Below are 23,794 nucleotides of genomic sequence, written 5' to 3'. Positions count from 1 at the left end.
TTTATGACCCCATTTCTAAATGAATCATACTGATAAAGTCAGGGAGTTTACGTGGAATTTTTATACGAATATGGACTGTTTTTAGCCAAAGCAGTTACTTTTGTTTTAGCTTTCGGTGGCGTTGTTGCCATTATTGCCGCATCGGCAATGAAGCAAGGCAGTAAGAGAGGGGAGTTGGAAGTAACTGATATTTCCGAGCAACTTCAAGATGTGGAAGATGAAATGATCCACCATTTGCTTTCTAAAGAGCAATGGAAAGAAAAAGAAAAGCAAGATAAAAAAATTGCAAAAGAAAAAGCAAAGGAAGACAAAAAGTCTGCTAAAGAAGACGCTAGTGCTGAATCAGAGCAAGGAAAACTATTTGTTTTAGATTTCAATGGCAGTATAGATGCGAAAGAAGTTTCGGCATTAAGGGAAGAAATTACCGCTATTTTGCTTGTTGCTACAGAAAAAGACGAAGTACTAGTGAAATTAGAAAGTGCTGGTGGCATGGCTCATTGTTATGGCTTAGCAGCATCGCAATTAGAGCGCTTGAAGGCAGCTAAAATTCCTTTAACTATCGCAGTAGATAAAGTCGCGGCAAGTGGTGGCTATATGATGGCTTGCGTCGCAGACAAAATTATAGCAGCACCGTTTGCAATTTTAGGCTCTATTGGTGTTATTGCTCAAATGCCTAACTTTAATAAAGTGTTGAAGAAAAACGACATAGAGTTTGAGCAGCTAACAGCAGGTGAATATAAACGTACTTTAACAATGTTTGGTGAAAACACTGATAAAGGCCGTGAAAAATTTAAAGAAGAATTAGAAGACATGCACGACCTATTTAAGGACCACGTTAAAGAGCATCGTGAGGTGTTAGATATGGAAACCGTAGCCACTGGTGAAACTTGGTCAGGCAAAAAAGCGATCGAACTAAAGTTAATCGATGAGATAATGACTAGTGATGACTATGTCTGCCAAGCAAATAAATCGTCTAAAGTATTAGGCATCAAATATGCAACTAAGAAAGGATTAGCGGAAAAGTTATCAAAAGCTGCTTCTATGTCTATTGATACTATGATCAGCAAAGTTTGGCAACATAACCGTATTTTTCCGAGCTAGCAGTTCATAGATAAATGCTAACTAGATAAAATTCATGGAAAAAAAGTTTTGGCACCAATGTTGGGAGAATAACCACATAGGTTTTCACCAACAGGCCTACCACCCATTCTTAGAGAGCTATTTTACTAAACTACTCAAAGGCACAGAAAACCGTATTTTTGTGCCTTTGTGTGGAAAATCAAAAGATCTTATTTGGTTAGCTCACTTTGGCAGCGTTGTTGGCAGTGAGCTTAGTGAAGTCGCTTGCACAGCATTCTTCGACGAAAGTACAGTACCTGCAGATATAACTAAAATTGACGAATTTACTTGCTATAGCAATGCTAACATCGAAATCTGGCAAGGCGACTTCTTTAAATTAACCAATCAACATATTGGTCAGTTTGACTGGGTTTATGATCGAGCAGCTCTCGTAGCATTACCTGAAAACATGCAAGCAGTCTATGTTAACCATTTGAAAGGCTTGTTAGCACTTAACACTAGAGTTTTACTGATATCGGTTGAATTCCCTCAACACGAGCACCAAGGTCCTCCTTTTGCTATCACGCAAGGCAAAGTTGAAGAGCTGTTTAATGGATATAATGTAAAAAAGATTGCTGAGCTTTCTCATCAAGATAAAGTATTTGCGCAGCGTCCTTTACCAGTGACCTATTTAACAGAAACCTTATACGTTATTGCGAAAGAGTAGTAACAACTGCATTAAATTTGTATAAGGTAAATGACGGATTCTGCTCAAATAAAAAAGGCGCTATTAGCGCCTTCTTTTTTCTGAGAATTAAGAGAATTAATCTTTTAGGTGGTGAAAATCAATTTCTTCAATGTTTTGACCTGCTAAATCATCGTTGAAAGTGTCAACGTCAATTTCACCTTCTGACTTAGCAACGACAGTTGACACCATACAATCGCCAGTCACGTTTACAGCAGTTCTGGTCATGTCTAGTAACCTATCTACACCTATAATTAATGCGATACCTTCAACAGGTAAGCCTACTTGTTCAAGTACCATGGCTAGCATAATTAAGCCTACGCCTGGAACACCAGCAGTTCCAATAGAAGCCAATGTGGCGGTTAAAATTACCATCAAGTAATCAGTTAGTGTTAAATCAACGTTGAATACTTGTGCAATAAATACGGTTGCAACCCCTTGCATGATGGCCGTACCATCCATGTTGATTGTGGCACCTAAAGGCACAGTAAAAGATGCAATTGAGTTTCTAATGCCCATTTTCTTCGTCGCTGTTTCCATGGTGACAGGAATCGTCGCGTTAGAGCTAGATGTAGAGAAAGCAAAGATGATGGCATCGTTCATTTTGCGTAAGAATTTTATCGGGTTTAAGCCTGTTAGTGTTTTTAATAGAACAGGGTAGGTTAGTAAACCATGAATGACTAAAACACCGAAAACGGTTGCGAAATAAGCGAGTAAGTTTTTAATTGTACTCAGCTCTAAATCAGTAAATAGTTTAGCAAGCAAACAAAATACACCGTATGGTGCAAGATTCATCAAAATTGTGACAAGGCGCATGATAACGACATTTAAGTCTTCGAAAAGCGAAGCAATACGGCTACCTGATTCGCCCGATAGCGCAATGGCTATACCAAATAAAAGTGCAAAAACAATAACTTGTAACATGTTGCCTTGAGCAAATGCGGCAAACGGGTTACTTGGGAACATTTGAATAAATACTTGTGCTAGCGAAGGGGCTTCTTTGGCTGCAAATGTGGTGTCAGAAGACATATTTACACCTTCGCCAGGCGCAATCATAAAGGCTGCAAACATGGCAAAGCTAATCGCAATAGCGGTAGTTAACAGGTAAAGGCTGATTGCTTTTCCACCGATTCTTCCAAGTTTTGTTGTATCTTGTAAAGAGCAAGTACCACAAATTAAAGAAACGAAAACGAGTGGTACAACGAGCATTTTTAAACTGGCGATGAATATTTGCCCGATAACTTCAAAGATTCCTTCTACAAATAGGCCGCGAATTGATAAGTCAAATAAACCTAAAGGAATAACAAGATCTGTACCGTTTGGCATTAACACTTGCAGGAGCAAACCTACAAATATACCCAACGACATACCTATGACGATGCGTGCGGTGAGACCGAGTGGTTTTTTTTCTGTGGTCATATTAATTCTTTTGTATTTTTAGTTAGAGGTAGTTCAGGTTGCTAAAGATTACCAGCAATCACAAAGATTAAAAACTCCATTCTTTATCCTTTTTAAATAAGTTAGTGACCTTTTTATTTTTTTTCGGTTAATATTAAAGTGTTAATCAAAATAACAATATCAGGGAGATGCTGTAATGGCGCTACTTAGAAACCTTGTGTATTTGGTATGTTGCTTCGCTTTAATAGGTTGTGGCGGTGGTGATGGTGGTTTAAGTGACGGCAGTACCCCGCCAACTCCGTCAGAGCCAGATCCAATAGTTGTGTCGATTGCTCTTTCAGCAAGCGATGTATCAAAAGATGCACCTATTACTGTAACGGCGACTGTCATGCAGGGCACCTCTCCTGTTGCAAATACTTTAGTTACCTTTACTTTAAACGACTCTACACTGGCACTTTTTAATCCAGAAAATGGTGCAAGCTCAACCAATAGTGAAGGTGTTGCTACGATACAATTACTTGCTGGTACTAGAGCCGGTGGTGGTAGTATCACTGCTGAAATTGGTACAGGTGAAATCTCAGGCGCTATCGCATTTAACAGTGCTGGTGATGGCGGTGTGGTGATTGTACCTGAAGTTCAATCGCTAACTTTGTTTGCTAATAACAGACAGTTAGCATCAAGTGGAGCGGACCTAATAGAACTTACAGCCGTTGTAAAAGATGAAAACAATAATTTAGTCACGGGCGCTGAAGTCGCATTCTCGGCAACATCTGGTGGGGTTGCTGTGACAAAAGCTGTCACCGAAGCAGACGGTCAAGCTAAAGCAACGTTATCGACTGCTGGCGAACCACAGAATCGCTTGGTTAACGTGGTTGCGATGACAAGTGGAATATCTGATGACGTATCGATTCAAGTCGTCGGAACTAACGTATCTATTGCCGGTTCATCGGCTTTAGCCCTTAATGACGCTTCTACCTTCTTTTTCTCTGTAACTAACTCTGACGGAGTTGGTATCGGTGATGCGACAATAGAGCTTTCATTAAGTAATACATCAATCGAAGTTCCTGCTGGAGACGTTGCCAATATTACCATTCCCGCAACGGTTACAACGGATAATACCGGTCAAGCGTCTGTTGAAGTGACGGGCAACACAGGGGGGACAAACTCGATTATTGCCTCAGTATTAGGTGCAACTAATTCTCAAGATATCTCGGTACAAGCTGACTCTTTCTTATTTACGAGCTTTGATAACAATAACGGTGATACAACGAATCCGTCATTATCGCCAACTTTACCAGATGTTCTTTTATCAAAATCTGCGGAAATTGAATTAACTTGGTTGCGCTCGGGAGAGCCAGTACCAGATGGTTCAACCATCAACTTTACAACTACTCGCGGAACTCTAGCTACAACAACAGCGATGACGGTTGATGGCAAAGTATCTACGTCACTCTCTTCAAATAATGCTGGCCTAGCTTTAGTGACATTTTCAGGCATAGATGGCAGTGTAGAGTTAAGTAACCAACTTACTTTTGAGTTTGTAGCAGAGACAGTGGATAAAGTGTACGCACAAGCTTCACCTAGCTCTATAGGGCCAGATGGTGACACATCAACCGTTTCCGTTATTGTTAAAGATGTTGATGGCAATTTGGTGAAAAACAAACTTGTTAATTTCACCGTTGACGATATTAGCGGCGGTACAATTTTACCAGCGAGCGCGATTACAGATAGTAACGGTAATGCTTCAACGGTATACACATCAAATACTGTCTCAGCAGAAAACGGAGTGAAAATTACCGCAACTGTAGATGGCATATCAGATACTACCGAGCTTACTGTTGCTGATAGAGAGCTCTTTATTACCATAGGTACAGGTAACACTATTACCGAATTAGACGAAGCGACTTATTTGAAAAAGTTCACCGTGCTCGTCACAGATGTAGATTCAAATCCCATAGAAAATGCGACGTTAACTATTTCTGCTATACCTCATCAATTCCATAAAGGCATGTGGCAAAGAATATATGAGAACGGAGAGTTCATTTCTTGGGGAGCGATAATATTTGGTACATGTAATAACGAAGATACAAACCGAAACGGCTTTTTAGATGACGGTGAAGATACCAATGGCGATACTATGTTAACGCCAGGTAATGTACTCTCTGCACAAGGAGAAGTTACAACTGACGAACTCGGTCGTGCTGTGATTGACATTATTTATCCGCAAAGTATGGCAGAGTGGGTAGATGTCAAAGTAAAAGCGTATACAAAAGTTAAAGGCACGGAAGGCTCAAAAGAAGCTATTGTTACTCTTCCTGTGTCAGCAGACGATGTGCGTTCAGAGAATCAAATTCCACCAGTTGCGAATACAAACTTGCGCAGCCCATTTGGCTTAACAAGTGACTGTACTTCAACTAATTAAATATAAACATTGTTCAAAGAAATAAAAAATGCCGCATTTGCGGCATTTTTGTTATCTAACTTTTATTTTTTAGACAAGAGTCTATTTGCTCATTTCTTCAATTAAGAAAGCTGAAATTTCAGCACCAACTTTTAATGTTTGCTCAGAGCTTTCAGCACCACGACCAGAGCTATCTGTAAATGGTGCAATCTCCATCATGTCAGCGCCTGTAATAGCATATTCAGCGGCTAAAGCTTTTAATATCGCCATCGCCTCGTCTGGAAATAGGCCGTCTGGCTCTGGTGTTCCGGTTGCTGATGCAAAACTGTCGTCAATGGCATCAATATCGAAGCTGACATAAAGTTCTTCAATATTGTCTTGCTTTAATTGCGCCAAAATGGTGTCTATGATCGGCTGTACGCCATTTTCTCTGACTTCATGAGCCCAATGTTGTTTTACGCCAAAAGTGCCTTCCCAATGGGATTTAGGCTTACCACTTGAACGAATACCAATTTGGATAAGGTGACTTGGATCGTGAAGGTCATTTAAGATGTGAGTACACCAAGAGCCGAAACATAAGTCGATGCCGAGTCTTTCAACTAATAGGTCAGTGTGCGCGTCAAAATGAATGATAGCTGCACGCTTACCTTCTTTTTTCTTTGCTTGTAAATATGCTTTAGTTAATGGGTAACTAATCGAATGATCACCACCTATGCCGAAAATACCTTTTTCAGGGTAAATTGCATAGAAGTCGTGTAATACATCTTCGGTAATAGTAAGCGGGCTAACTGCAAGTTCACTTGCTTCGTCTTGGTATAAGGCTTTTCTACAGTTTGCTATCGTTGGATCATTAAGGTATTTGTCGTGAAGTAGGTGAGGGATTACACGAACATCACCCATATCGAAATGACACAATTTTGGAAAGTCACGTAATAAGGTTGAACGCACAAACAATGGGCCCCAATTAGCACCTCTCAAAATACCGCCTCCACAGTCTGAAGCAATACCTAACATGACCGCTTTTTGAGGTCCCTCTAAGCCTGATAAACTTTCCTTCCATACTTGATCAATGTTGTCGGTTTGACCAAATAAAGCTTGATGTAGTTGTTCTTTGCGCTCTTTTGCTGTATTTACAGTGAATACGCCATTGCCTGGTGGGCATAGGCTTTGTTGAATTTTCTCAATAAATGATGATTTAGCTGTCATAGCACCTCACTTGTACTGGTTTTTTTAGCAAGAGTTGGCTGTTGTAACGTTATTTTTGCCCAGCCTTGCTTGAATATTCTAAATTGCGTCTATATAAATAATGCTAGATTACGCTTACCTTTAATTAAATATCGGCATAACATAGCGCACCAAAGCTGTTTGCCTTAGGCTGTCATTATAGTCTTGGGTGTTTACTGCTCGCTGGATTAATCAGCCACCGTTAAATTGCGCGGCTATTATATAGCAAACATTGGCTGGGGTTAATTTAAAAAATAATTGCTTGTCAGCTTGCTTATTTACGGATATATCTAATAGTAATGTGTAAATTATCAAATTTATTATGAATTTCTAAACAAATAGAGTGTATTTTGCTCGCTTGTAAACCAATCGCTCTGTTTTTGTAAAAGATAAATATAAACCGGCCTTAGTGTCGGAATAAGTAGGATCAATAAAGTCTATGTCAAAATCTCTGGTTATTGTCGAATCCCCGGCCAAAGCCAAGACCATTAACAAATATCTGGGAAAGAATTTTGTCGTTAAATCAAGTGTCGGTCACGTACGTGATTTACCTACGTCAGGCAGTGGAAAAAAAGTAGCAGCTAAGTCTCCTGCTGAAGTACGTAAAATGACGCCTGAACAAAAAGCAAAATACAAAGCTAAGCGCGATAAACAAGCGTTAGTTAATCGCATGGGCATCGACCCTGACAAAGACTGGAAAGCAACTTACCACGTACTTCCTGGAAAAGAAAAAGTTGTAACAGAACTCAAAAAGCTTGCTGAAAACGCCGACACTATCTATCTCGCAACCGATTTGGATAGAGAAGGGGAGGCTATCGCATGGCACTTGCAAGAGCTAATTGGTGGTAGCCCAGATAAATTCAAGCGTGTTGTTTTTAATGAAATTACGGAAAACGCAATTCAACAAGCGTTTTCTACGCCAGGTATATTAAGTATGCCTGGTGTAAACGCCCAGCAAGCGCGACGATTTTTAGACCGAGTTGTTGGTTTTATGGTAAGCCCATTACTTTGGAAAAAAGTCGCTCGAGGCCTTTCTGCAGGTCGAGTTCAATCAGTTGCTGTAAAGCTTGTTGTTGAGAAAGAAAGAGAAATTAAAGCGTTTAATCCGCAAGAGTACTGGGAGATTGTTGCCAATACTAAAGCTAATGGGCAAGCGCTTGCTTTAGACGTTGTTAAACAAAATGGCGCAACTTTCTCTGCTACCAACGAAGCACAAGCTATGTCAGCTGTGGGCTTACTTGAGAACGCTGCTTACCAAGTGATTAAGCGCGATGATAAGCCGTCTAAAAGCTCTCCATCTGCGCCTTTTATCACATCGACGTTACAACAAGCAGCGAGTACAAAGCTTGGTTTTGGTGTAAAGAGAACCATGAGTTTGGCGCAGCGTTTATATGAAGCCGGTCATATTACTTATATGCGTACCGACTCAACTAACTTGAGTCAAGACGCAGTTAACATGTGTCGAAATTATATTTCAGAAAACTTTGGCGATAACTATTTACCCGATACGCCTAGAAATTACGGTAGTAAGGCAAATGCCCAAGAGGCCCATGAGGCAATTCGTCCGTCTAATGTTAAGTTAGAGTCTGCTTTTATCGAAGGTGTTGACGCTGATTGTAAGAAGCTTTATGACCTAATTTGGCGTCAATTCGTTGCTTGTCAAATGACGGCAGCAAGGTACACCGTGAGTACGCTAACCGTTGGCGCTGGCGACTTTGAATTGAAAGCAAAAGGACGCGTTATGCAATTTGATGGCTGGACACGTGTTCATCCTCAAATGTCTAAAGGTGATAAAGATACTCACTTGCCTGATCTGGCTGTTGGTGACGACTTAACGCTTGAAAAATTAGAACCAAGTCAGCACTTTACTAAACCGCCTGCTCGTTTTGGTGAAGCTTCATTAGTAAAAGAACTTGAAAAGCGCTCAATTGGTCGACCGTCAACATACGCATCTATCATTTCTACCATCCAAGATCGTGGTTACGTTAAGTTAGATAAAAAACGTTTTTACGCAGAGAAAATGGGTGAAATCGTTACAGATAGCTTATCTGAAAGTTTTAAAAACTTAATGAGCTATAACTTTACTGCCGAGATGGAAAAAGAACTGGATGAAATTGCCGAAGGTAAGCTGGATTGGAAACAAGTTCTGAACGAGTTCTATCACAATTTCAGCGACCAGTTATTACTTGCAGACAAACCGCGTGATGAAGGCGGTATGCCAGCAAATGAGCCTGTATTAACAGATATTGACTGCCCAACGTGTGGCAGAAAAATGGGCATTAGAACCGCATCTACTGGCGTATTCTTAGGTTGTTCAGGTTATGCTTTACCTCCTAAAGAACGATGTACGACAACGATGAATCTAACGCCGGGTGAAGAAGCGGTTAGTGTTCTAGCAGAAGATCAAGAAACAGAAGCGTTACGTGCAATGCATCGTTGCTCTATCTGTGATACTGCAATGGACAGCTACTTAATTGACGAAAAACGCAAACTTCATGTTTGTGGTAACAACCCTGTATGTTCTGGCTATGAGCTTGAATCAGGCAATTTCAAGATTAAAGGCTATGATGGCCCTGTACTCGAGTGTGATCGTTGTGGCTCTGATATGGAGCTTAAAAACGGTAGGTTCGGTAAGTACTTTGACTGTACTAATAGTGAGTGTAAAAACACGAGAAAGCTGTTAGCTAATGGTGAAGCGGCTCCGCCAAAGGAAGATCCTGTGCAATTGCCTGAACTGCCGTGTGAAAAGTCAGATGCACACTTTGTATTGCGAGATGGCGCGGCTGGAATATTTTTAGCAGCAAGTACTTTCCCTAAATCTAGAGAGACTCGAGCTCCTAAAGTAGCAGAGCTTAAACGCTTTAGAGACAGGATATCTTCTAAGTTTTATTATTTAGCAGATGCGCCAGAGCAAGACCCTGAAGGAAATTTAGCTATTGTTCGCTACAGCCGTAAAAACAAATCACAATATGTGATGAGTGAAGTTGAAGGCAAGGCAACAGGGTGGACTGCAGTTTATCAAGAAGGAAAATGGGTAGAAACTGCCGCTAAGCCGAAAGCTAAAAAGAAAGCGACTCGTAAAAAGTCGTAAATCATAAAGAAAATATAATGGCTAGAAGGTGTTAATCATCATCTAGCCATTCTAATTCATCTATTACTTTTCTCGCCTCAGCCACCGTACAATCCGTTAGAGACATCAACTCGTTTACTGTAATTCCATTGTTTTTTTTAGCAATGAACAATAAATGGTCATGGCTTAGCTGGTCATTCTCTTGCCGAAGCTTTTTCGCCAACCATAGCCAAGAATCTTCACCTTCTGACTCAATAAAATGAATGACTTGGTTTATCTGCTCAGCTGTCGCTGTTAATCGCCAGTTGCGAGATCGTCCAACGCGATGTAATTGGCAGCCTATGGCCCTCATTTGAGCTTTCAAAGCATAGGCTTTCATCACCCTTCGTAAGAATGAAGGTAAAACTATGGTTAATTCTTTAGTGATCAAGAGCGTTTAATGGCTGTAGACTTAAAGTAGAAGTTATTTTAGAGGGATTCTAAGGTAATAACAAACATTCGATATATTGTTTGATATAGAGGGCTACAGAGAAGAGTTCAAAAGAGGTATAGCTGCAATATATTTCTAACTATTTTATTTGTTGGTTGTAGCGATCTTTTAGCTCTAAAAAGTCAATGTCTGTTAATCCTAAGATACTTAATGACTCTGCTTTATTGTCCACATAACTAGAATATATTTCATGTGACTCTTCTTCATAAAAGCAGCAAAGTGCTAGTGAAAGGGCCGCTAGGTTTAATTGAAACTCTCTAGTTAAGTCAGAAAATTGAGGGAGTTTATAGGCATTTTCCTCTCCAAGTAGATGAAATATATGATCATATTCTTGATTAAGTTGCCAGTGGTCAGCAAGTACTCGGCAAATAACGGAAAAGTGATAGGAATTAGAATTGTCTAAAGAATTATTGTTAATCTGTTTATTAAGTACTAATCCCGCATACGTTAAGCTTGCTAAGCAATATAAGTTATCTACCGACATTTGACTATGCGCACTTCTACCGATAAACATTGCAGCCTGAGAAAAAGCACTGCTATCAATATCTAGGCTATCATCAACAAAAAGGCCAGTAAGTATATTATTAACCGAGATTAACCCTAATTTTTCAAGCGCTTCGTTAAGAGTATCAATTCGATCTTTTAAACCAAAAGCATAAGAGTTTATCGCCGTTAACAGTTTTGATTCAATTACCGGAAATTGTATAAGCAGTTGATTAATTTCATGTAAGCTCGGTGAAGGTGAAGACATTAAATGACTATATGTCTTCATTAGTGAAGGTCTTTCAGGAAAATTGATAATGCTTTTAATCGTATTGACTGCGTCAGCATTTAAATCATTCATAAATGTACCATTCGCTACTTTCACTTTGCTTTAATTCTAGCTGTTAAACCGTGTTTTTAGCTAATTTTGCGTTAGATTTGCATTGTTTTTTTGGTATTAACTGGGTTTGCATACATAGTTAACAACCATTTTTTTTGCAGCTCGTCTAATGGTGCTACACGTGACTCTAAATATTCTGTGAGCGTCTCTTGGTTATTCAAATGATCGTACGCACTTTGATTGCTGTCAAACAAACGATAATGCTTGATTATTTGGGTGTCTATTGCTGCGGCTATCGCTTTGCTATCGGCAAATTCTCCGCGAAGTGGTGGACAAAAAGCAATATGAACTCGACCTTTGTTGCCCAGCATTCCTTGGGTAATACTGTTAAGGTCTTCATGTTGATCTTTCTCGTAGTTACCCGTCGCTTCAATTTCTGCTAATTCTTTCGCTTTGTCTTGGTCGCATGGGTCATGTTCATATGAAATGGCAACAGGGACTATGTTGAGTGAATCTAAATACTCTTCTACCGTTGTTTGTTTATCTTTATTGAGTAGTAGCATAGATACTAGAGCTGCGTTGGTTTTATCAATGCCATCTTTGGCTCTTCCTTCCTTCTGAGCTATCCATATATTTTGCTTTTTCTCTGTTAAGCTATGATGGATATACTGAGACAACTGTTTTGATGCCTGAAGCATGGCTCGTTTGGTTTTTTCATTTCTTTTTACGATAAAACTTTTATTGATTCGCATTAAATCGGCAACCCATTTTTTACTTAGTAAATTGTCACCAACCGCTGCTTCAACCGTATCGATATTATGTAGATTCAATACATAATTGATCAGAGCTACATCTAGTACGATATCTCTATGATTACTAATAAATAAACAAGGCTTGTTTGGTGATATATTGTCTATGCCTTCGAAGGTTAGCTCAGTCATTGTTCTGTCGATTAGCGTATTTAGGTATCGACAAACGTCTTGTTGCATACTTTTGACATTTTTAATTTTTCTTACTCGCGTTTTTAACGATGTAGAGACTAAAAATGTCGCAACTCCTGGGAGGAAGTGGCTAAGTTTTGGTAATGAAAACTTTGCGATAGACTGAACAAACTCCGGTTCATTCAATAAGCTATCCATCACACCTTGTAATTCATCGTCGCTGAACGGGCGAATATCATCAAACATTTATACTTTTTTAACCTAATTAAAACTGCGCGGCAATTATAGCTAAGATGTGAAAATAGATAAAAGGTTGAATGAAAAAAAGGACAAAAATTAACAAGTTTGTTTTAGTTATAAACATGCGAAGTAGTTTGTTGCAGAAAACTGATAAAATAAAAAATGAAAATGCAGGGTAAAAAAAGTACTAAATGTGGTTGCGATTCATGCAGCTAGAGATTTAGATCAAATAATTTGTCAAAAAGACTTGCCTTTTTGTCCATTAGGCTCAAGTCTTATAGATGAACATGACAAAAAGAAGGAATAGATATGAAGATAAATGTATCAGGTCACCATGTAGAAATTACAACATCTATTCGTGAGCACATTGAAGAAAAACTTTCCAAAATAGCTTCTCATTTTCCTACATTAATATCGCTCGATGCCATTATTTCAAAGGAGCACGGAACACATCGAGTAGAGCTAAGTACAAATTATGAAGGTGGTGCAGTGGCAACGTCAGCAGATGATGAAATAATGTACCCTGCGATTGCTAAAGCGACTAAAAAGCTTGATGCAGCACTAAAACACAGAAAAGGACAACTTAAAGCGAATTTACATAGTAAGCCAACGTCTTCGGATCACGAAGTAGCTTATGAAAGAGTTCAAACTCTCGACTTAACTTAATCTATTTATCTGGCAGTGAGTGAACTAGGGTGTTTACTCACTGCACTTCAATCAATCTAATCAATTATTAGCCCAGTGCGGCCCCAACGAGGAATAAAGTAATTATCGTAATCGAGTGAAAATGCGATTCGGTCACTTTTACCAATTATTTCGTGTCTAGGAACAAAACCGATTACACGAGAATCTGCACTTTGATCTCTATTATCACCAAGTACTAGGTAGTGGTTAGCGGGCACTTTTACCGTGTTAAAGTTACTAAAGCTACTATTTTTCTCAGTTAGCTGTATGGTGTGGCTAGCAAAGTCATTTGATTCTTTAAAAATAATGCTATCATCTGACGCTTCAACTAACTGATAAGTTAATACGTTTCCATTGACGATAAGTTGGTTATTGATGAGTGCTACTGTGTCACCAGGAATCCCAATAACGCGTTTTATGAGCCTTTTATTAGCAACGCTTGATTCAAAAATAATGATATCGTTAATTTGCGGGTCACTTAGCTTTTTAATAGAAGTTAACGTAAAAGGAATACGAATATCATAAGCGAGTTTGTCAATTAACACTCTGTCTCCTTCTACGATTGTAGGTTTCATCGAGCCAGTTGGAACGTCATTCCAATCTGCAACCGCACTTCTAAATACTAACATTAATGCAATAAATACGATAAAGCCGCGATTGTCATGCCATATGCTTTTTAATGATTTCATCTAAATTAATCCCTTCTAAAGTGTTTTGTTACAGGGTTAGTCGTTATTCTGAAGAAATTATTACGATTAATTGTTGTAGCGAGTTGAAAGTGTCGTTGGTCAATTAAGCTAATAAGAGGCTAATATCACTAAAACCTGTTTTCAAAACGAAAAGTCGAGAATAGCTTGTTTTGTATAAAAGCTAATAAATACAAAAAGATAATTATTGTGGCATTGTGTTTGTATAGTTAAGTGTGTCATCGAATAAATAAGGACAAAATAATGAGAACTTTGATTGCAAGCACACTTTTATTATCGACTACAGCTTTTGCCCATGATTCCCACTTTTCAACTGATTCATGTGAAGCCTCTCTAAATGCAGGATTAAACATCAACAAAAACCATGTTGAGTTTACAAAAAATGACAAAGTTCTATATCGTATTGAACAAGATAAATACTTAATTATCGACGGTGATACAATTTCTTTATCTGGAGAACAGCAACAGCTTGTAACTGATTACTCAACGGAAATTAGAGAGCTAGTTCCACAAGTAAAAGATGTTGCAATTGAGGCGGTACAGTTAGCAACTGAAGGCATCAATCTAGCTTTTAATGAACTGCTTGGTGATGGCAACTCCATTTCGACCGATTTAACTACTGAGTTAAATACCATTAAAGACGAAGTGAACAGTAAATTTGATAGCGGTGAGTTTTCAATTGATGAACATGGTAATTTACAATCTGACTTCTTTGGTGAAGAGTTTGACGAACGTGTTGAGCAAGCTGTAGAAAATATAGTACAAAAATCTCTGGGAAGTTTGTTAATCGCACTAGGTCAGCAAATGGTTTTCTCTGGTGGTGATATGGATGCGTTAGAGACTAAGATGGAGAAGTTTGGCGAACAAATTGAAAGTGAGATGGAACAACGTAGCCAGGAACTTGAGCATAAAGCAGAAAGACTTTGTGATAATGTTTACACCATTGACCGCCTTGAAGAGAAATTAAAGTCTTCTATAAAGGGTTTTCCTCAAACTGATGTGATTGATACTAAGAATACCAGTCGTAATAGAGCTTAATAATTATTAAATTGTTAAATGATAAAGTAAAAGCGCAGCAATAGCTGTGCTTTTACTTTATCTGTGTTTTCGTGAATAATGAGCAGCCTTATACCGACGGTACGCTTAGTTCATGCATCGAATTCACAAGCTCTATCAACAAAGAAAACAAGCTTCGACTAAACCTTTTAATGCGCGAGGGAAGGGGGTAGATAGGTGCACACTTTGTTTAGTTGCCAAGCATAATTGTATTTGCGCATGGCGTAAACCTGCCAAAAGTCGAGCGGCTTTTTTGATTGTTTATCATGACAAAGAAGTACTGAAACCGAGTTCTACAGGTAAGCTAATAGCAGACATAATTCCAGAAACGTATGGTGTTATTTGGCAACGTACAGAGTCTAATCCGTTAGTGATAAAGCTTCTTGCAAGTGAAGATTATTATCCAATAATTGTATTTCCTCATAGCTTTGCTAAGCCTGAACAACAGAAAGTGCATCAATTAGACGATTCTCTAATTCCAAATAATAAACAGCCTTTGTTTATTATGATTGATGCAAGTTGGCGTGAAGCTCGGAGAATATTTAATAAAAGCCCGTATTTACAGAATATTCCTATGTTTTCCTTATCTAACGAATGTTTGTCAAACCTTAAGCAGGTGAATGCCTACAATATTCGAAAAGTGGATAACTCAGCTCATTTTTCTACGGCTGAAATAGCAAGCCAAGTATTACTTAGTTTTGGGGAGAGGCGAAACAGTCAGTTGTTGCATCAATGGCTTAGTGTGTTCAACTATTATTATCAAGAAAGCGTTTGCCAAGAAAACAAAGGCGACTCAAGCGCGCTAGCGCAGTATATTCGACTTTTAAAAGCATAAAAAAAAGCGACTTATTAGTCGCTTTTTCATATTTATAATTCGTTCAGTTTTACTGATTCTTTTTTCTGCGAGTTACCGCTAAACCTAAAGTACCTAGTAAAAACAGTAACGCTGTTTGAGGAGCAGAAACTTTAATAGTATCGTCCGGCGTAAATGAAGCTAAACCTTCAATAATGTCATTTGCACATGTCATAGCCCAGCGGAACGCAATTTGGTTAGCTGTTGCTAGAGATGTACCTGATACATCAAACTGTAAACGTAAATTTCTATAACTACGACTTCCAATGTAGTATTCGTCGCTGCTATCGCCAAAACCCCAGTTTGAAGTTGAGTGAGTAGTTTGGCCGCTACGATCGTACAACATTACTGATTGATCATCACGTCCTGCAACGCCTAAGTTACTTGAAGTTGTTGTATCATAGTTCGTAAAACCTGATTTCAAAGCACCTGTACCACTGCTTCTTGAACGATCTCCACTTAAATCGTAGACATAGTTCCAGTTAGTACCAGTATTGTTTGAACCAGAGTTAGAAAATCTGTCACCTTGATGTGGTACACCGCCTGTAGGTTGCCATGGGTTTGAACCATCGTCGGTCGTCGCCATGAACAAATCACCAAGCTTGATGTTGTTGTAGTTAATGTCGTTCCAAAATGACGTAAAAATATCAACGGTTAACATTACTTGTCCGTTTACATTTTCTCTGGCGACTAACATCTTATCTACATCATACTTAGACTTAGAACCGAGAACGTCATATAGATAATCGTTACCGTAACCAGCACCGATATAATTATCATTTATCGTTGTCGTGCCAACTGCGTTCGGGTCTAGCGATGTTGCGCTGACCGTCATGCCTGACAAAGTTAGTGTCGCTGCTGCAATCCATTTAATATATTTCATGTTACTACCTAACTGTTAGAAACTATATAGCTTATCTACGTTGTATATATTGAAAATAAAGCAATTATCATTCCAGTAATAAAATGTACTTTATTTTCAATTGTTTATGTTTGTGTCTTGTTGATTTTGAACTTTCAATTCTGTTAAGTGTAAAAAAGTTCGACACTTTAATTTTTTTACACACTCGATTCTTAAACAGAACCGTAGTAAAGCCTCGCTCATTAATGTAATAATAACGTATCATATATGACGCAAGATGTCTTTGTTTTAGCTTAGGAATAGTAATGATAAAAGGTTTTAAGCGCACCATTTTAGTTAGCTGTTTAGCTGTTAGTTTGCAGGGCTATAGTGCACAACTCTATAACCAACCATATGAGGATGCTTTAAAAAGCTTTTATATTGAAGACTTAGATGGTGCCATTGTCCATCTAAAAAACGCGATTCAGAATGACCCTGAGCACTTACCTTCCAGATTATTAATGGCTGAAGTATTGCTCGCTAAAGGCGATGCAATAGGCGCAGAAATTGAACTAGAAGTGGCGTTAAAGCAAAACGCTGACATTAAAAAAGTCCAACCGTTATTACTTGAGTCCTATCTATTACAAGATAGATTTGAAGAGGTTATCAACAAAGCAACGCCATTTATTGGCTTTAACAAGGTTTCTAGCAGAATTTTAACGCTAAAAGCCAGAGCGTACTCAAGTAAAGGTAACTTGGCATTAGCGAATGTTGAGTTTGGTAAAGCGTTAGAATTAGATAAAAAAAATACAGATGCTGCATTAGGGTTGGCGCAAATAGCGTTAAAGCGTGGTGACGCGAATTTAGCCATGGAATATACAGAAACAGCATTAGCCATTTCTGCGACAAACCCTACAATATTTGTGATTCAGTCAGAAATACATCAATTGCAAGGAAATATCGATAAGTCTTTGAGTGTTATTTCGCATGCAATCGCATTAAGCCCAAAACATTTTCCAGCTTTGCTTTCTCGAGCCACTATTTATATTGAAAAAAATGAAGTAGAAAAGGCCCTAGAAGATATCAATGTAATTTTGGCTGATATACCAAATGAGCCTAGGGCTAATTATTTAAAAGCTGTGGCTGCTGCGTCTTTAGATGATGCTGAAACATTAGAAAGTACTGTTAATCATTTGAACACGGTTTTAACAGGCTTACCCAATGATGTCATGAGGGAAAACCCTGTTTACTATTATTTGGCTGCTCTCGTTAACTATAATCAAAATGACATTAATATGGCTAACGACGCCATTAATCGGTATTTAGATATTGTTGCTGATGATCCTAAAGCACTGAAGCTTATGGCTAAAATTAGTTTTAGATTAAATAAGCCGTTTCCAGCTAAAAATGCGTTAGTAAAAGCCCGCTTGATTGATCCTGACGATATGGAAATTTGGATGATGCTTGGTCAAGCCTATCATCAAATTGGAGAATACCAGAAATCTGAAAGATATTACGTAGATGTTGTCGATGCGGTGCCTAATTATGGTAAAGCTTGGGTCAACCTAGGTAGGCTTCAACTTGATATGGGTAAGGAAGAAAATGCCTTAAAATCATTGGTAAAAGGCGTCGAGTTTGGCAGTAACGACGTTTCTACCCGCATTTTATTAGCTGATGTTTTAAGAAAAAACAAAAGTTATGAACAAGCTCAATTACAGTTAGATCAAGCTTTAATCGAAAACCCGAAAGTGAGTGATGTTTATGTTCAGCAAGGAAAATTGTTCGGGGAACAATCGAAACATCAACTAGCTAAGGAGTCATTTGAAAAAGCAATTTCCTTAAACAAAAATAACTTAGATGCGATTGTTCACTTATCTCGTGTTGAGATGGCCCTTGGTAATGTCACTAAAAGTAGAGAATTATTAGAGCAAGCTATTATCGAACACCCAAATGTTGCTCGTTTAAATGTTGAGCTGGGTGATTCTTATATCTACGATGGAGAGGCAAGGGTAGCGCAGTCTTATTATGAAAAAGCTTATAGTATTGACCAAAATAGTTACTTAGCCGTTAATAAACTTATTTCAATTTACAGATCTGCTGGAGATAACAGCGCAGCAATAAATATTGCTAATGACTTTTTGAACCAAAATAATCAGTCTGCAGAAGTTCACTTGCGACTTGCTGAAATTTATATGTCTGAGAATGATTATGAAAAAGCAAACAACTCATATCAATTAGCTGTAAAACACAGCGCTGATAAAGCCCCCATTCTCGTTGCCTATGCAAAAGCGCAACGAGTGATGCAAAATCCTCAAGCGGCGGAAAATAGCCTCCAAAAAGCCATTTCATGGAACGATAGACATTTTGGTGCCTATTTAGATTTAATTAAGTTATATGCTAGCTTAAAAAATGAAAAAGGGGCGCTTGATTATATCGAGTCACTCTATCGAAAAACGAATTATTCAGCACTTGCAAATACATTAAAGGGCGACCTATATTTGCAACTTGAACAAGGTAAAAAAGCAGAAAAATTCTATTTGATGGCATTAAAAGACGAGACTTCCCAGCTAGCAAGTGTTGGTGTTAGTAAGGCGCTGAAAATGCAAGGTAAAGTAGATAAGGCGATTGCTGCACTTGAATCTTTTATCAAGACAAACCCGAGAAGTGTAAATGCTGTGGTTGCTGCAGCTGACCTTCATATTGAACAAGGCCAATACGATAAAGCCGTTGTTCTTTATCAGACCTATATGGATAACTACGGCGAATCGGCGGCGCTTTTAAATAATTTGTCTCTCGTTTTGGTCAAATTAGAAAAGTTTGATAAGGCGGTTGAACTTGCACAAAAAGCATATGAATCTGTTCCTAACCACCCTGCGGTTCAAGACACTTTAGGTTGGGCCTATACTAATGCCGGCCAACATGAAAAAGCGTTGCCTTTGTATCGTGATGCACTGGCCCTAGACTCTGATAACGCTGAAATTATGTACCACCTTGCGGTCAACTTAATCGCGCTAAATAGAACGCAAGAGGCGCGTCGATATTTATCTCAAGCAATTGACTCTGAACAGCAGTTTGCTGATAAAGCTAAAGCAGAAGCACTGCTATTGAAGTTGAATTGATGTAAACCATTCGGTATTTATGGTTGAAATGTCGATATCTTAGTTACAAAAAACGGAACTTGTTAGCAAGTTCCGTTTTTTGTTGGAATGAAAACTCGATAATCGATATTACTTTAAGCCTAAATAAGCTTTGCCTTGTTGATAAACAATATCAACCGGAATGTTCTTATCATTTAACGCAGCTAAGTCTTTAGCAAGTAGTTCAGGTACGATTCCTTTCTCTTTCATTAAAGTACTTACGCTATCGTAGTCACCATTACCTTGAAGTTTCAACAACGTTTCAGTTAGAGAGTCAATTGCCGAGGTCATTTTGTCGAAATCAACGGCGTAAAGTCCATCGTCGCTTCGTGTAAATGCTTCTTGCTCTAAAAAGTAGTTGTAGCGCATCATATTGGCCTTCCCATGTGCAGAGCTAGCACCGAAACGAACAGAGCGGAAAATACCGACCAAAAAGGTTGTGTAATAATCGTTAAGCTGCCCTTCAGTAATGACACCTTTTTCCAATAGGTAGCGCACCATAAATAGGCCTAAAATATCTGCTTTACCTTCTTCAATGGGCGAAGCATGCTCTTTTAGTGCTTCTCGTACGGTTCCTTTACCGTTAATGGTATTTTTAATGCCTAACCCGTGAGCAACCTCGTGAAACATGGTGTTGGCAAAAAATGCGTTAAAGGTAACATACTGCTTTTGCTCTGGTACTAATAATGCGTCAGCCATTGGAAGCATTATCGCGTCAAATTTAGCACGCATTGCGTTTTTTAATTGAAGTCTTCTCGTCCCTTTTTCCAGTTGCACTCTTTCATCGTTTGGTAAGTTAACCGCGATTGTTTTGCTGCCAGCATTTGCCTGTCCCGTTGTATATAAAAGCTGGTAAGCGTTAAGTTCTGCTTCTGATCCTGGTACTTCTTTTCTGTATTTTCGTGATACAGGAAGATTTCGCTGTAATTCTGGTAAGTATGCAGCATATTTTTCTAGCTTTTTGCTCCATGTTTTATCTTTAAGCAATACATAAGATTCAAAGGCTGTACGGTAACCAAAAAGTTGATCTTCATACGTTTCGATTGGACCAATAATGACATCGATATCGTTATCTTTCATGTCCATCCATGCTAAATCTGATTGATAATAGTCATCTTTCAGTAAGGCCTGAGAGCGAAGTCTTAAATATTTAGCTAAGTTTTCGTTTTCGGCGAAAGTGGCGGCTTTAGCTAAAATAGCAGACAAACGAGTTATTGGTTCAACATAAGCTTCTGAATAGGGGATAGATATAAGATTGTTTTGAGGGTCTCTTCTTATAAGTGAATACTGGCTCTTCTTCTCGACAATGTTTGATTGCTCAAACTCTTCTTTACTCATATTTGAAGGGTAAAACTCAGCACCAGCAGCCTTATTAGCTATTCCTTGCAAAAAGGGTTCGTTGTTTTTTAATCTATCCCAAGGGCCATAGTTGATTTCTGTGAATTGTTTTAACTCATTCGAGGCTATCGCGGCAAGAAAGGTATCTTTGTTTTCACCAAAACTTTGTTGCCAAAAAATGTCATCTGCTATATCTGCTGCTTCAATTAGTAGTGAAATGAGCTGTTTTTGCTTGTCAGTAAGTGCAGATAAGTCTGCTTCTAAAGCAACGGTGTGGTATTGAACGACACGCTTTACAACTTGGTCATTGATAGCAGCGATTTGTTTGGTTTTTGTTTCAGTTTCTGTGCCGCAGCCCGCTAAAAGTATAGCTGAGGCTAAGGTGGTGCAAAGGAATTTATTCATAATGATGTGTGGTATTTATAATTGACTAGCTGAGACTATAAAAGTTTATAAAAATAGGCAAGCTTGGTTATTTAGTTGTGACTATATACAGTCAGTTATGCTGTGCTTTTTGGTGTAACAGATAAAAAAAAAGCTGGCATAAGCCAGCTTTTACGTATTTATATTAAAGCAACTAAATTAAAGTGCTTTAATGGCAGCATTCAAACGACTCTTGCTACGAGCAGCTTTATTCTTGTGAATTAAGCCTTTAACTGCGTAACGGTCAAGGATAGGTGTAACTGCTGCAAATTCTTTAGTTGCGGTTTCTTTGTCACCGGCTTCAATGGCAGCGATTACTTTTTTTACTAAAGTGCGCATCATTGAACGACGACTTGCATTGTGTTGACGGCGCTTTTCAGATTGTACTGCGCGCTTCTTAGCTTGCTTTGAGTTAGCCAAGGTGAACTCCTAAAAATGATATTAAATATAGCCTAAATTTAAGGCGACGAAATATGCCTTTTTTTGTCCGTAATGTCAAATGTTTTCCGCTATTTAATTTAGGAAATTTTTAATCAACAGACATAAATGCAAAACAGGGTTTATTATACCTTATTTTTCGAGGTAAAAAACAATAGGTTTTAATGATAAACACTTATTGCTACTTGTTTTCAGGTAACAACTCAGTTGATAATTACTAAAAATAAAATAATCCACTTCAAATTGGAATTTTTCCTTGAGCAATAAACTTATTAAGTCGGGCTTGATAGTAAGCTTTATGACATTTTTGTCTAGAATTCTTGGTTTAGTCAGAGACATCGTTATTGCAGACAAAATGGGGGCAGGGGCTAGTGCCGATGCTTTTTTCTTTGCCAACAAAATTCCTAATTTCCTGAGAAGGTTATTTGCAGAAGGCGCTTTTGCGCAAGCCTTTGTCCCGGTATTAAGTGAGTATCATCAGAACGATCTCGATAACAAAACAAAGGAAACACGAGAATTAATAGCTAAAGTCTCTGGTACGTTAGGCGTGGCAGTTACTTTGGTTACACTAGTCGGTGTTATCGCATCTCCCATAATTGTTATGGTCTTTGGGCCGGGATTTTTTATCGAGTCACTTGAAGCAAATAATGAAGGTAAATACGAATTAGCCTCGAGTTTGTTGAAAATAACTTTCCCATATCTTTGGTTTGTCAGTTTCACCGCTCTATCGGGGGCAATACTTAATGCGTACGGCAAGTTTGCCGTATCCTCGTTTACACCTGTGCTGCTAAATGTCTGTATTATATCCATGGCAATTTGGGGACACGAACACTTTGACAACCCTGAGTATGCCCTTGCTTGGGGGGTGTTTTTAGGCGGCTTAACTCAGTTTTTATTCCAAATTCCGTTTTTATATAAAGCTGGCGCGCTAGTAATGCCTAAGTGGGGATGGGCGCATGCAGGTGTAAGAAAAATCCGCAAGTTAATGGCACCTGCCTTATTTGGTGTATCTGTTACGCAAATTAACCTTTTATTAGATACCCAGATAGCAAGCTTGTTAGAAACAGGCGCGGTGAGTTTTTTATATTATGCGGATCGCCTACTGGAATTTCCTTTAGGATTATTTGGCATTGGTATTGCGACTGTTATTTTGCCGAGCTTGTCTAGGCTTCATACTAAAAAAAGTAATGAAGAGTTCGCAGCGACCATTGATTGGGGTCTGCGTATCGTCAATTTACTTGGCTGGCCAGCATTTGTCGGATTAGTCGTGTTAGCGCAGCCAATAATCATGGCGTTGTTTATGCGAGGAGAGTTTACCGAGACGACGGTAATGCAGGTATCTTATGCCTTGTATGCCTACTTATGTGGGCTACTTAGTTTTATGTTTATTAAGATTTTGGCGCCAGGGTATTACGCAAGACAAGATACGAAAACACCGGTAAAAATCGGTATCAAGGCTATGGTAGCCAATATGGCATTTAATATCATGTTAGCGCCGTTTCTCGGCTATGTTGGTTTAGCTCTGGCGACAACGCTTTCAGCAACTTTAAATGCGTTTTTACTTTATCGAGGGCTAAAAGCTGAACAAGTATTTGCTTTAAGTAAACAAACCAAAATTTATATAGGTAAAATTTTACTGTCTTCTCTTGTTATGGCAGCAATCGTATTTTCTTTATCTCCGCCTTTTGACGTTTGGTTGCAATTTTCGTTATTTGAAAAAATTTATCGCCTTACGTTTTATATATCTGTAGGGGCGTTAAGTTATTTTCTTTGCGTGATAGCTTTAGGTATTCGATTAGGTGATTTTAAAGTGCAAAAAAATACTTAACGATTACTGATTCTTGTTTATTACTACGTTATAATCCTTCGGTTTTTGTGCTCTTTAGCACCAGAAAGATGAAAAAATGTACAAAACTGTACTCGTAG

18 protein-coding genes are annotated in these 23,794 nt (G+C 38.5%); 9 read left to right on the top strand and 9 right to left on the bottom strand.

Annotated elements, in window-relative coordinates; genetic code table 11:
- Positions 1 to 51 precede the first annotated feature (51 nt).
- Together sohB and tmpT are read left to right on the top strand one after the other, a co-directional pair.
- Positions 52 to 1,101 carry a protease SohB gene (sohB, locus tag ACOB80_RS13300; protein WP_473166334.1) on the top strand — a complete coding sequence of 350 codons (1,050 nt, stop codon included), beginning with the start codon at positions 52 to 54 and terminating at the stop codon, positions 1,099 to 1,101.
- A 34-nt stretch (positions 1,102 to 1,135) separates the two neighbouring features.
- Positions 1,136 to 1,786, top strand: a complete 651-nt coding sequence (gene tmpT, locus ACOB80_RS13295; protein ID WP_473166333.1) for a thiopurine S-methyltransferase — start codon at positions 1,136 to 1,138, stop codon at positions 1,784 to 1,786.
- Between the two features lie 96 nt (positions 1,787 to 1,882).
- On the opposite strand, the gene ACOB80_RS13290 is transcribed toward tmpT, so the two are convergent.
- Positions 1,883 to 3,223 carry a dicarboxylate/amino acid:cation symporter gene (locus ACOB80_RS13290; protein ID WP_473166332.1) on the bottom strand — a complete coding sequence of 447 codons (1,341 nt, stop codon included), beginning with the start codon at positions 3,221 to 3,223 and terminating at the stop codon, positions 1,883 to 1,885.
- A gap of 175 nt (positions 3,224 to 3,398) precedes the next feature.
- On the opposite strand from ACOB80_RS13290, the gene ACOB80_RS13285 reads away from it, so the two are divergent.
- Positions 3,399 to 5,624, top strand: a complete 2,226-nt coding sequence (locus ACOB80_RS13285; RefSeq protein ID WP_473166331.1) for an Ig-like domain-containing protein — start codon at positions 3,399 to 3,401, stop codon at positions 5,622 to 5,624.
- An 81-nt stretch (positions 5,625 to 5,705) separates the two neighbouring features.
- Here ACOB80_RS13285 and ACOB80_RS13280 read toward each other — a convergent pair whose 3' ends face one another.
- Complete coding sequence (locus ACOB80_RS13280) at positions 5,706 to 6,809, bottom strand: arginase family protein (protein WP_473166330.1); 1,104 nt, start codon at positions 6,807 to 6,809, stop codon at positions 5,706 to 5,708.
- A 457-nt stretch (positions 6,810 to 7,266) separates the two neighbouring features.
- On the opposite strand from ACOB80_RS13280, the gene topA reads away from it, so the two are divergent.
- Positions 7,267 to 9,918, top strand: a complete 2,652-nt coding sequence (topA, locus tag ACOB80_RS13275; RefSeq protein ID WP_473166329.1) for a type I DNA topoisomerase — start codon at positions 7,267 to 7,269, stop codon at positions 9,916 to 9,918.
- A gap of 31 nt (positions 9,919 to 9,949) precedes the next feature.
- Here topA and ACOB80_RS13270 read toward each other — a convergent pair whose 3' ends face one another.
- From ACOB80_RS13270 to ACOB80_RS13260, 3 genes are all read right to left on the bottom strand, one after another.
- Positions 9,950 to 10,327, bottom strand: coding sequence for a ribosome recycling factor family protein (locus ACOB80_RS13270; RefSeq protein ID WP_473166328.1), 378 nt, complete (start codon positions 10,325 to 10,327; stop codon positions 9,950 to 9,952).
- Positions 10,328 to 10,466: 139 nt separating this feature from the next.
- A complete protein-coding gene (locus tag ACOB80_RS13265) occupies positions 10,467 to 11,231 on the bottom strand; it encodes an HDOD domain-containing protein (RefSeq protein ID WP_473166327.1) in 765 nt (254 codons plus the stop codon).
- Between the two features lie 71 nt (positions 11,232 to 11,302).
- Complete coding sequence (locus tag ACOB80_RS13260) at positions 11,303 to 12,397, bottom strand: 1-acyl-sn-glycerol-3-phosphate acyltransferase (protein WP_473166326.1); 1,095 nt, start codon at positions 12,395 to 12,397, stop codon at positions 11,303 to 11,305.
- 303 nt (positions 12,398 to 12,700) lie between these two features.
- Between ACOB80_RS13260 and hpf the strand changes: the two genes are divergently transcribed.
- Positions 12,701 to 13,057, top strand: coding sequence for a ribosome hibernation-promoting factor, HPF/YfiA family (gene hpf / locus ACOB80_RS13255; RefSeq protein WP_473166325.1), 357 nt, complete (start codon positions 12,701 to 12,703; stop codon positions 13,055 to 13,057).
- A 56-nt stretch (positions 13,058 to 13,113) separates the two neighbouring features.
- Here hpf and lepB read toward each other — a convergent pair whose 3' ends face one another.
- Positions 13,114 to 13,764, bottom strand: coding sequence for a signal peptidase I (lepB, locus tag ACOB80_RS13250; protein WP_473166324.1), 651 nt, complete (start codon positions 13,762 to 13,764; stop codon positions 13,114 to 13,116).
- A gap of 261 nt (positions 13,765 to 14,025) precedes the next feature.
- On the opposite strand from lepB, the gene ACOB80_RS13245 reads away from it, so the two are divergent.
- Together ACOB80_RS13245 and ACOB80_RS13240 are read left to right on the top strand one after the other, a co-directional pair.
- Positions 14,026 to 14,820, top strand: coding sequence for a DUF2884 family protein (locus tag ACOB80_RS13245; protein WP_473166323.1), 795 nt, complete (start codon positions 14,026 to 14,028; stop codon positions 14,818 to 14,820).
- A 112-nt stretch (positions 14,821 to 14,932) separates the two neighbouring features.
- The gene (locus ACOB80_RS13240; RefSeq protein ID WP_473166322.1) at positions 14,933 to 15,673 is read left to right on the top strand and encodes a tRNA-uridine aminocarboxypropyltransferase; all 741 of its coding nucleotides are present in this window, start codon (positions 14,933 to 14,935) and stop codon (positions 15,671 to 15,673) included.
- A 49-nt stretch (positions 15,674 to 15,722) separates the two neighbouring features.
- Here the strand turns inward: ACOB80_RS13240 and ACOB80_RS13235 are convergent, their stop codons facing one another.
- On the bottom strand, positions 15,723 to 16,574 hold the full coding sequence (locus ACOB80_RS13235; RefSeq protein WP_473166321.1) for a hypothetical protein: 852 nt from the start codon (positions 16,572 to 16,574) through the stop codon (positions 15,723 to 15,725).
- A 284-nt stretch (positions 16,575 to 16,858) separates the two neighbouring features.
- On the opposite strand from ACOB80_RS13235, the gene prsT reads away from it, so the two are divergent.
- Positions 16,859 to 19,651: an XrtA/PEP-CTERM system TPR-repeat protein PrsT gene (gene prsT / locus ACOB80_RS13230; protein WP_473166320.1), complete on the top strand. Its 2,793-nt coding sequence runs from the start codon at positions 16,859 to 16,861 to the stop codon at positions 19,649 to 19,651.
- Between the two features lie 108 nt (positions 19,652 to 19,759).
- On the opposite strand, the gene ACOB80_RS13225 is transcribed toward prsT, so the two are convergent.
- Together ACOB80_RS13225 and rpsT are read right to left on the bottom strand one after the other, a co-directional pair.
- Entirely contained in the window at positions 19,760 to 21,412 is a 1,653-nt protein-coding gene (locus ACOB80_RS13225) for a DUF8614 domain-containing protein (protein WP_473166319.1), read from the bottom strand.
- A gap of 177 nt (positions 21,413 to 21,589) precedes the next feature.
- On the bottom strand, positions 21,590 to 21,850 hold the full coding sequence (gene rpsT, locus ACOB80_RS13220; RefSeq protein WP_473166318.1) for a 30S ribosomal protein S20: 261 nt from the start codon (positions 21,848 to 21,850) through the stop codon (positions 21,590 to 21,592).
- 274 nt (positions 21,851 to 22,124) lie between these two features.
- Between rpsT and murJ the strand changes: the two genes are divergently transcribed.
- Complete coding sequence (gene murJ, locus ACOB80_RS13215; protein ID WP_473166317.1) at positions 22,125 to 23,696, top strand: murein biosynthesis integral membrane protein MurJ; 1,572 nt, start codon at positions 22,125 to 22,127, stop codon at positions 23,694 to 23,696.
- Positions 23,697 to 23,794: the final 98 nt, after the last annotated feature.

The sequence above is a fragment of the Thalassotalea coralli genome (genome assembly GCF_055786205.1).
This window is presented reverse-complemented; position numbering and strand designations above follow the sequence as displayed.

Excerpts from the sequence above, each read along its gene's own strand:
- tmpT (WP_473166333.1), top strand. The coding sequence starts at position 1,136 with ATGGAAAAAAAGTTTTGGCACCAATGTTGGGAGAATAACCACATAGGT.
- ACOB80_RS13290 (WP_473166332.1), bottom strand. The coding sequence starts at position 3,223 with ATGACCACAGAAAAAAAACCACTCGGTCTCACCGCACGCATCGTCATA.
- ACOB80_RS13285 (WP_473166331.1), top strand. The coding sequence starts at position 3,399 with ATGGCGCTACTTAGAAACCTTGTGTATTTGGTATGTTGCTTCGCTTTA.
- ACOB80_RS13280 (WP_473166330.1), bottom strand. The coding sequence starts at position 6,809 with ATGACAGCTAAATCATCATTTATTGAGAAAATTCAACAAAGCCTATGC.
- topA (WP_473166329.1), top strand. The coding sequence starts at position 7,267 with ATGTCAAAATCTCTGGTTATTGTCGAATCCCCGGCCAAAGCCAAGACC.
- ACOB80_RS13265 (WP_473166327.1), bottom strand. The coding sequence starts at position 11,231 with ATGAATGATTTAAATGCTGACGCAGTCAATACGATTAAAAGCATTATC.
- ACOB80_RS13260 (WP_473166326.1), bottom strand. The coding sequence starts at position 12,397 with ATGTTTGATGATATTCGCCCGTTCAGCGACGATGAATTACAAGGTGTG.
- hpf (WP_473166325.1), top strand. The coding sequence starts at position 12,701 with ATGAAGATAAATGTATCAGGTCACCATGTAGAAATTACAACATCTATT.
- lepB (WP_473166324.1), bottom strand. The coding sequence starts at position 13,764 with ATGAAATCATTAAAAAGCATATGGCATGACAATCGCGGCTTTATCGTA.
- ACOB80_RS13245 (WP_473166323.1), top strand. The coding sequence starts at position 14,026 with ATGAGAACTTTGATTGCAAGCACACTTTTATTATCGACTACAGCTTTT.
- ACOB80_RS13240 (WP_473166322.1), top strand. The coding sequence starts at position 14,933 with ATGCATCGAATTCACAAGCTCTATCAACAAAGAAAACAAGCTTCGACT.
- ACOB80_RS13235 (WP_473166321.1), bottom strand. The coding sequence starts at position 16,574 with ATGAAATATATTAAATGGATTGCAGCAGCGACACTAACTTTGTCAGGC.
- prsT (WP_473166320.1), top strand. The coding sequence starts at position 16,859 with ATGATAAAAGGTTTTAAGCGCACCATTTTAGTTAGCTGTTTAGCTGTT.
- ACOB80_RS13225 (WP_473166319.1), bottom strand. The coding sequence starts at position 21,412 with ATGAATAAATTCCTTTGCACCACCTTAGCCTCAGCTATACTTTTAGCG.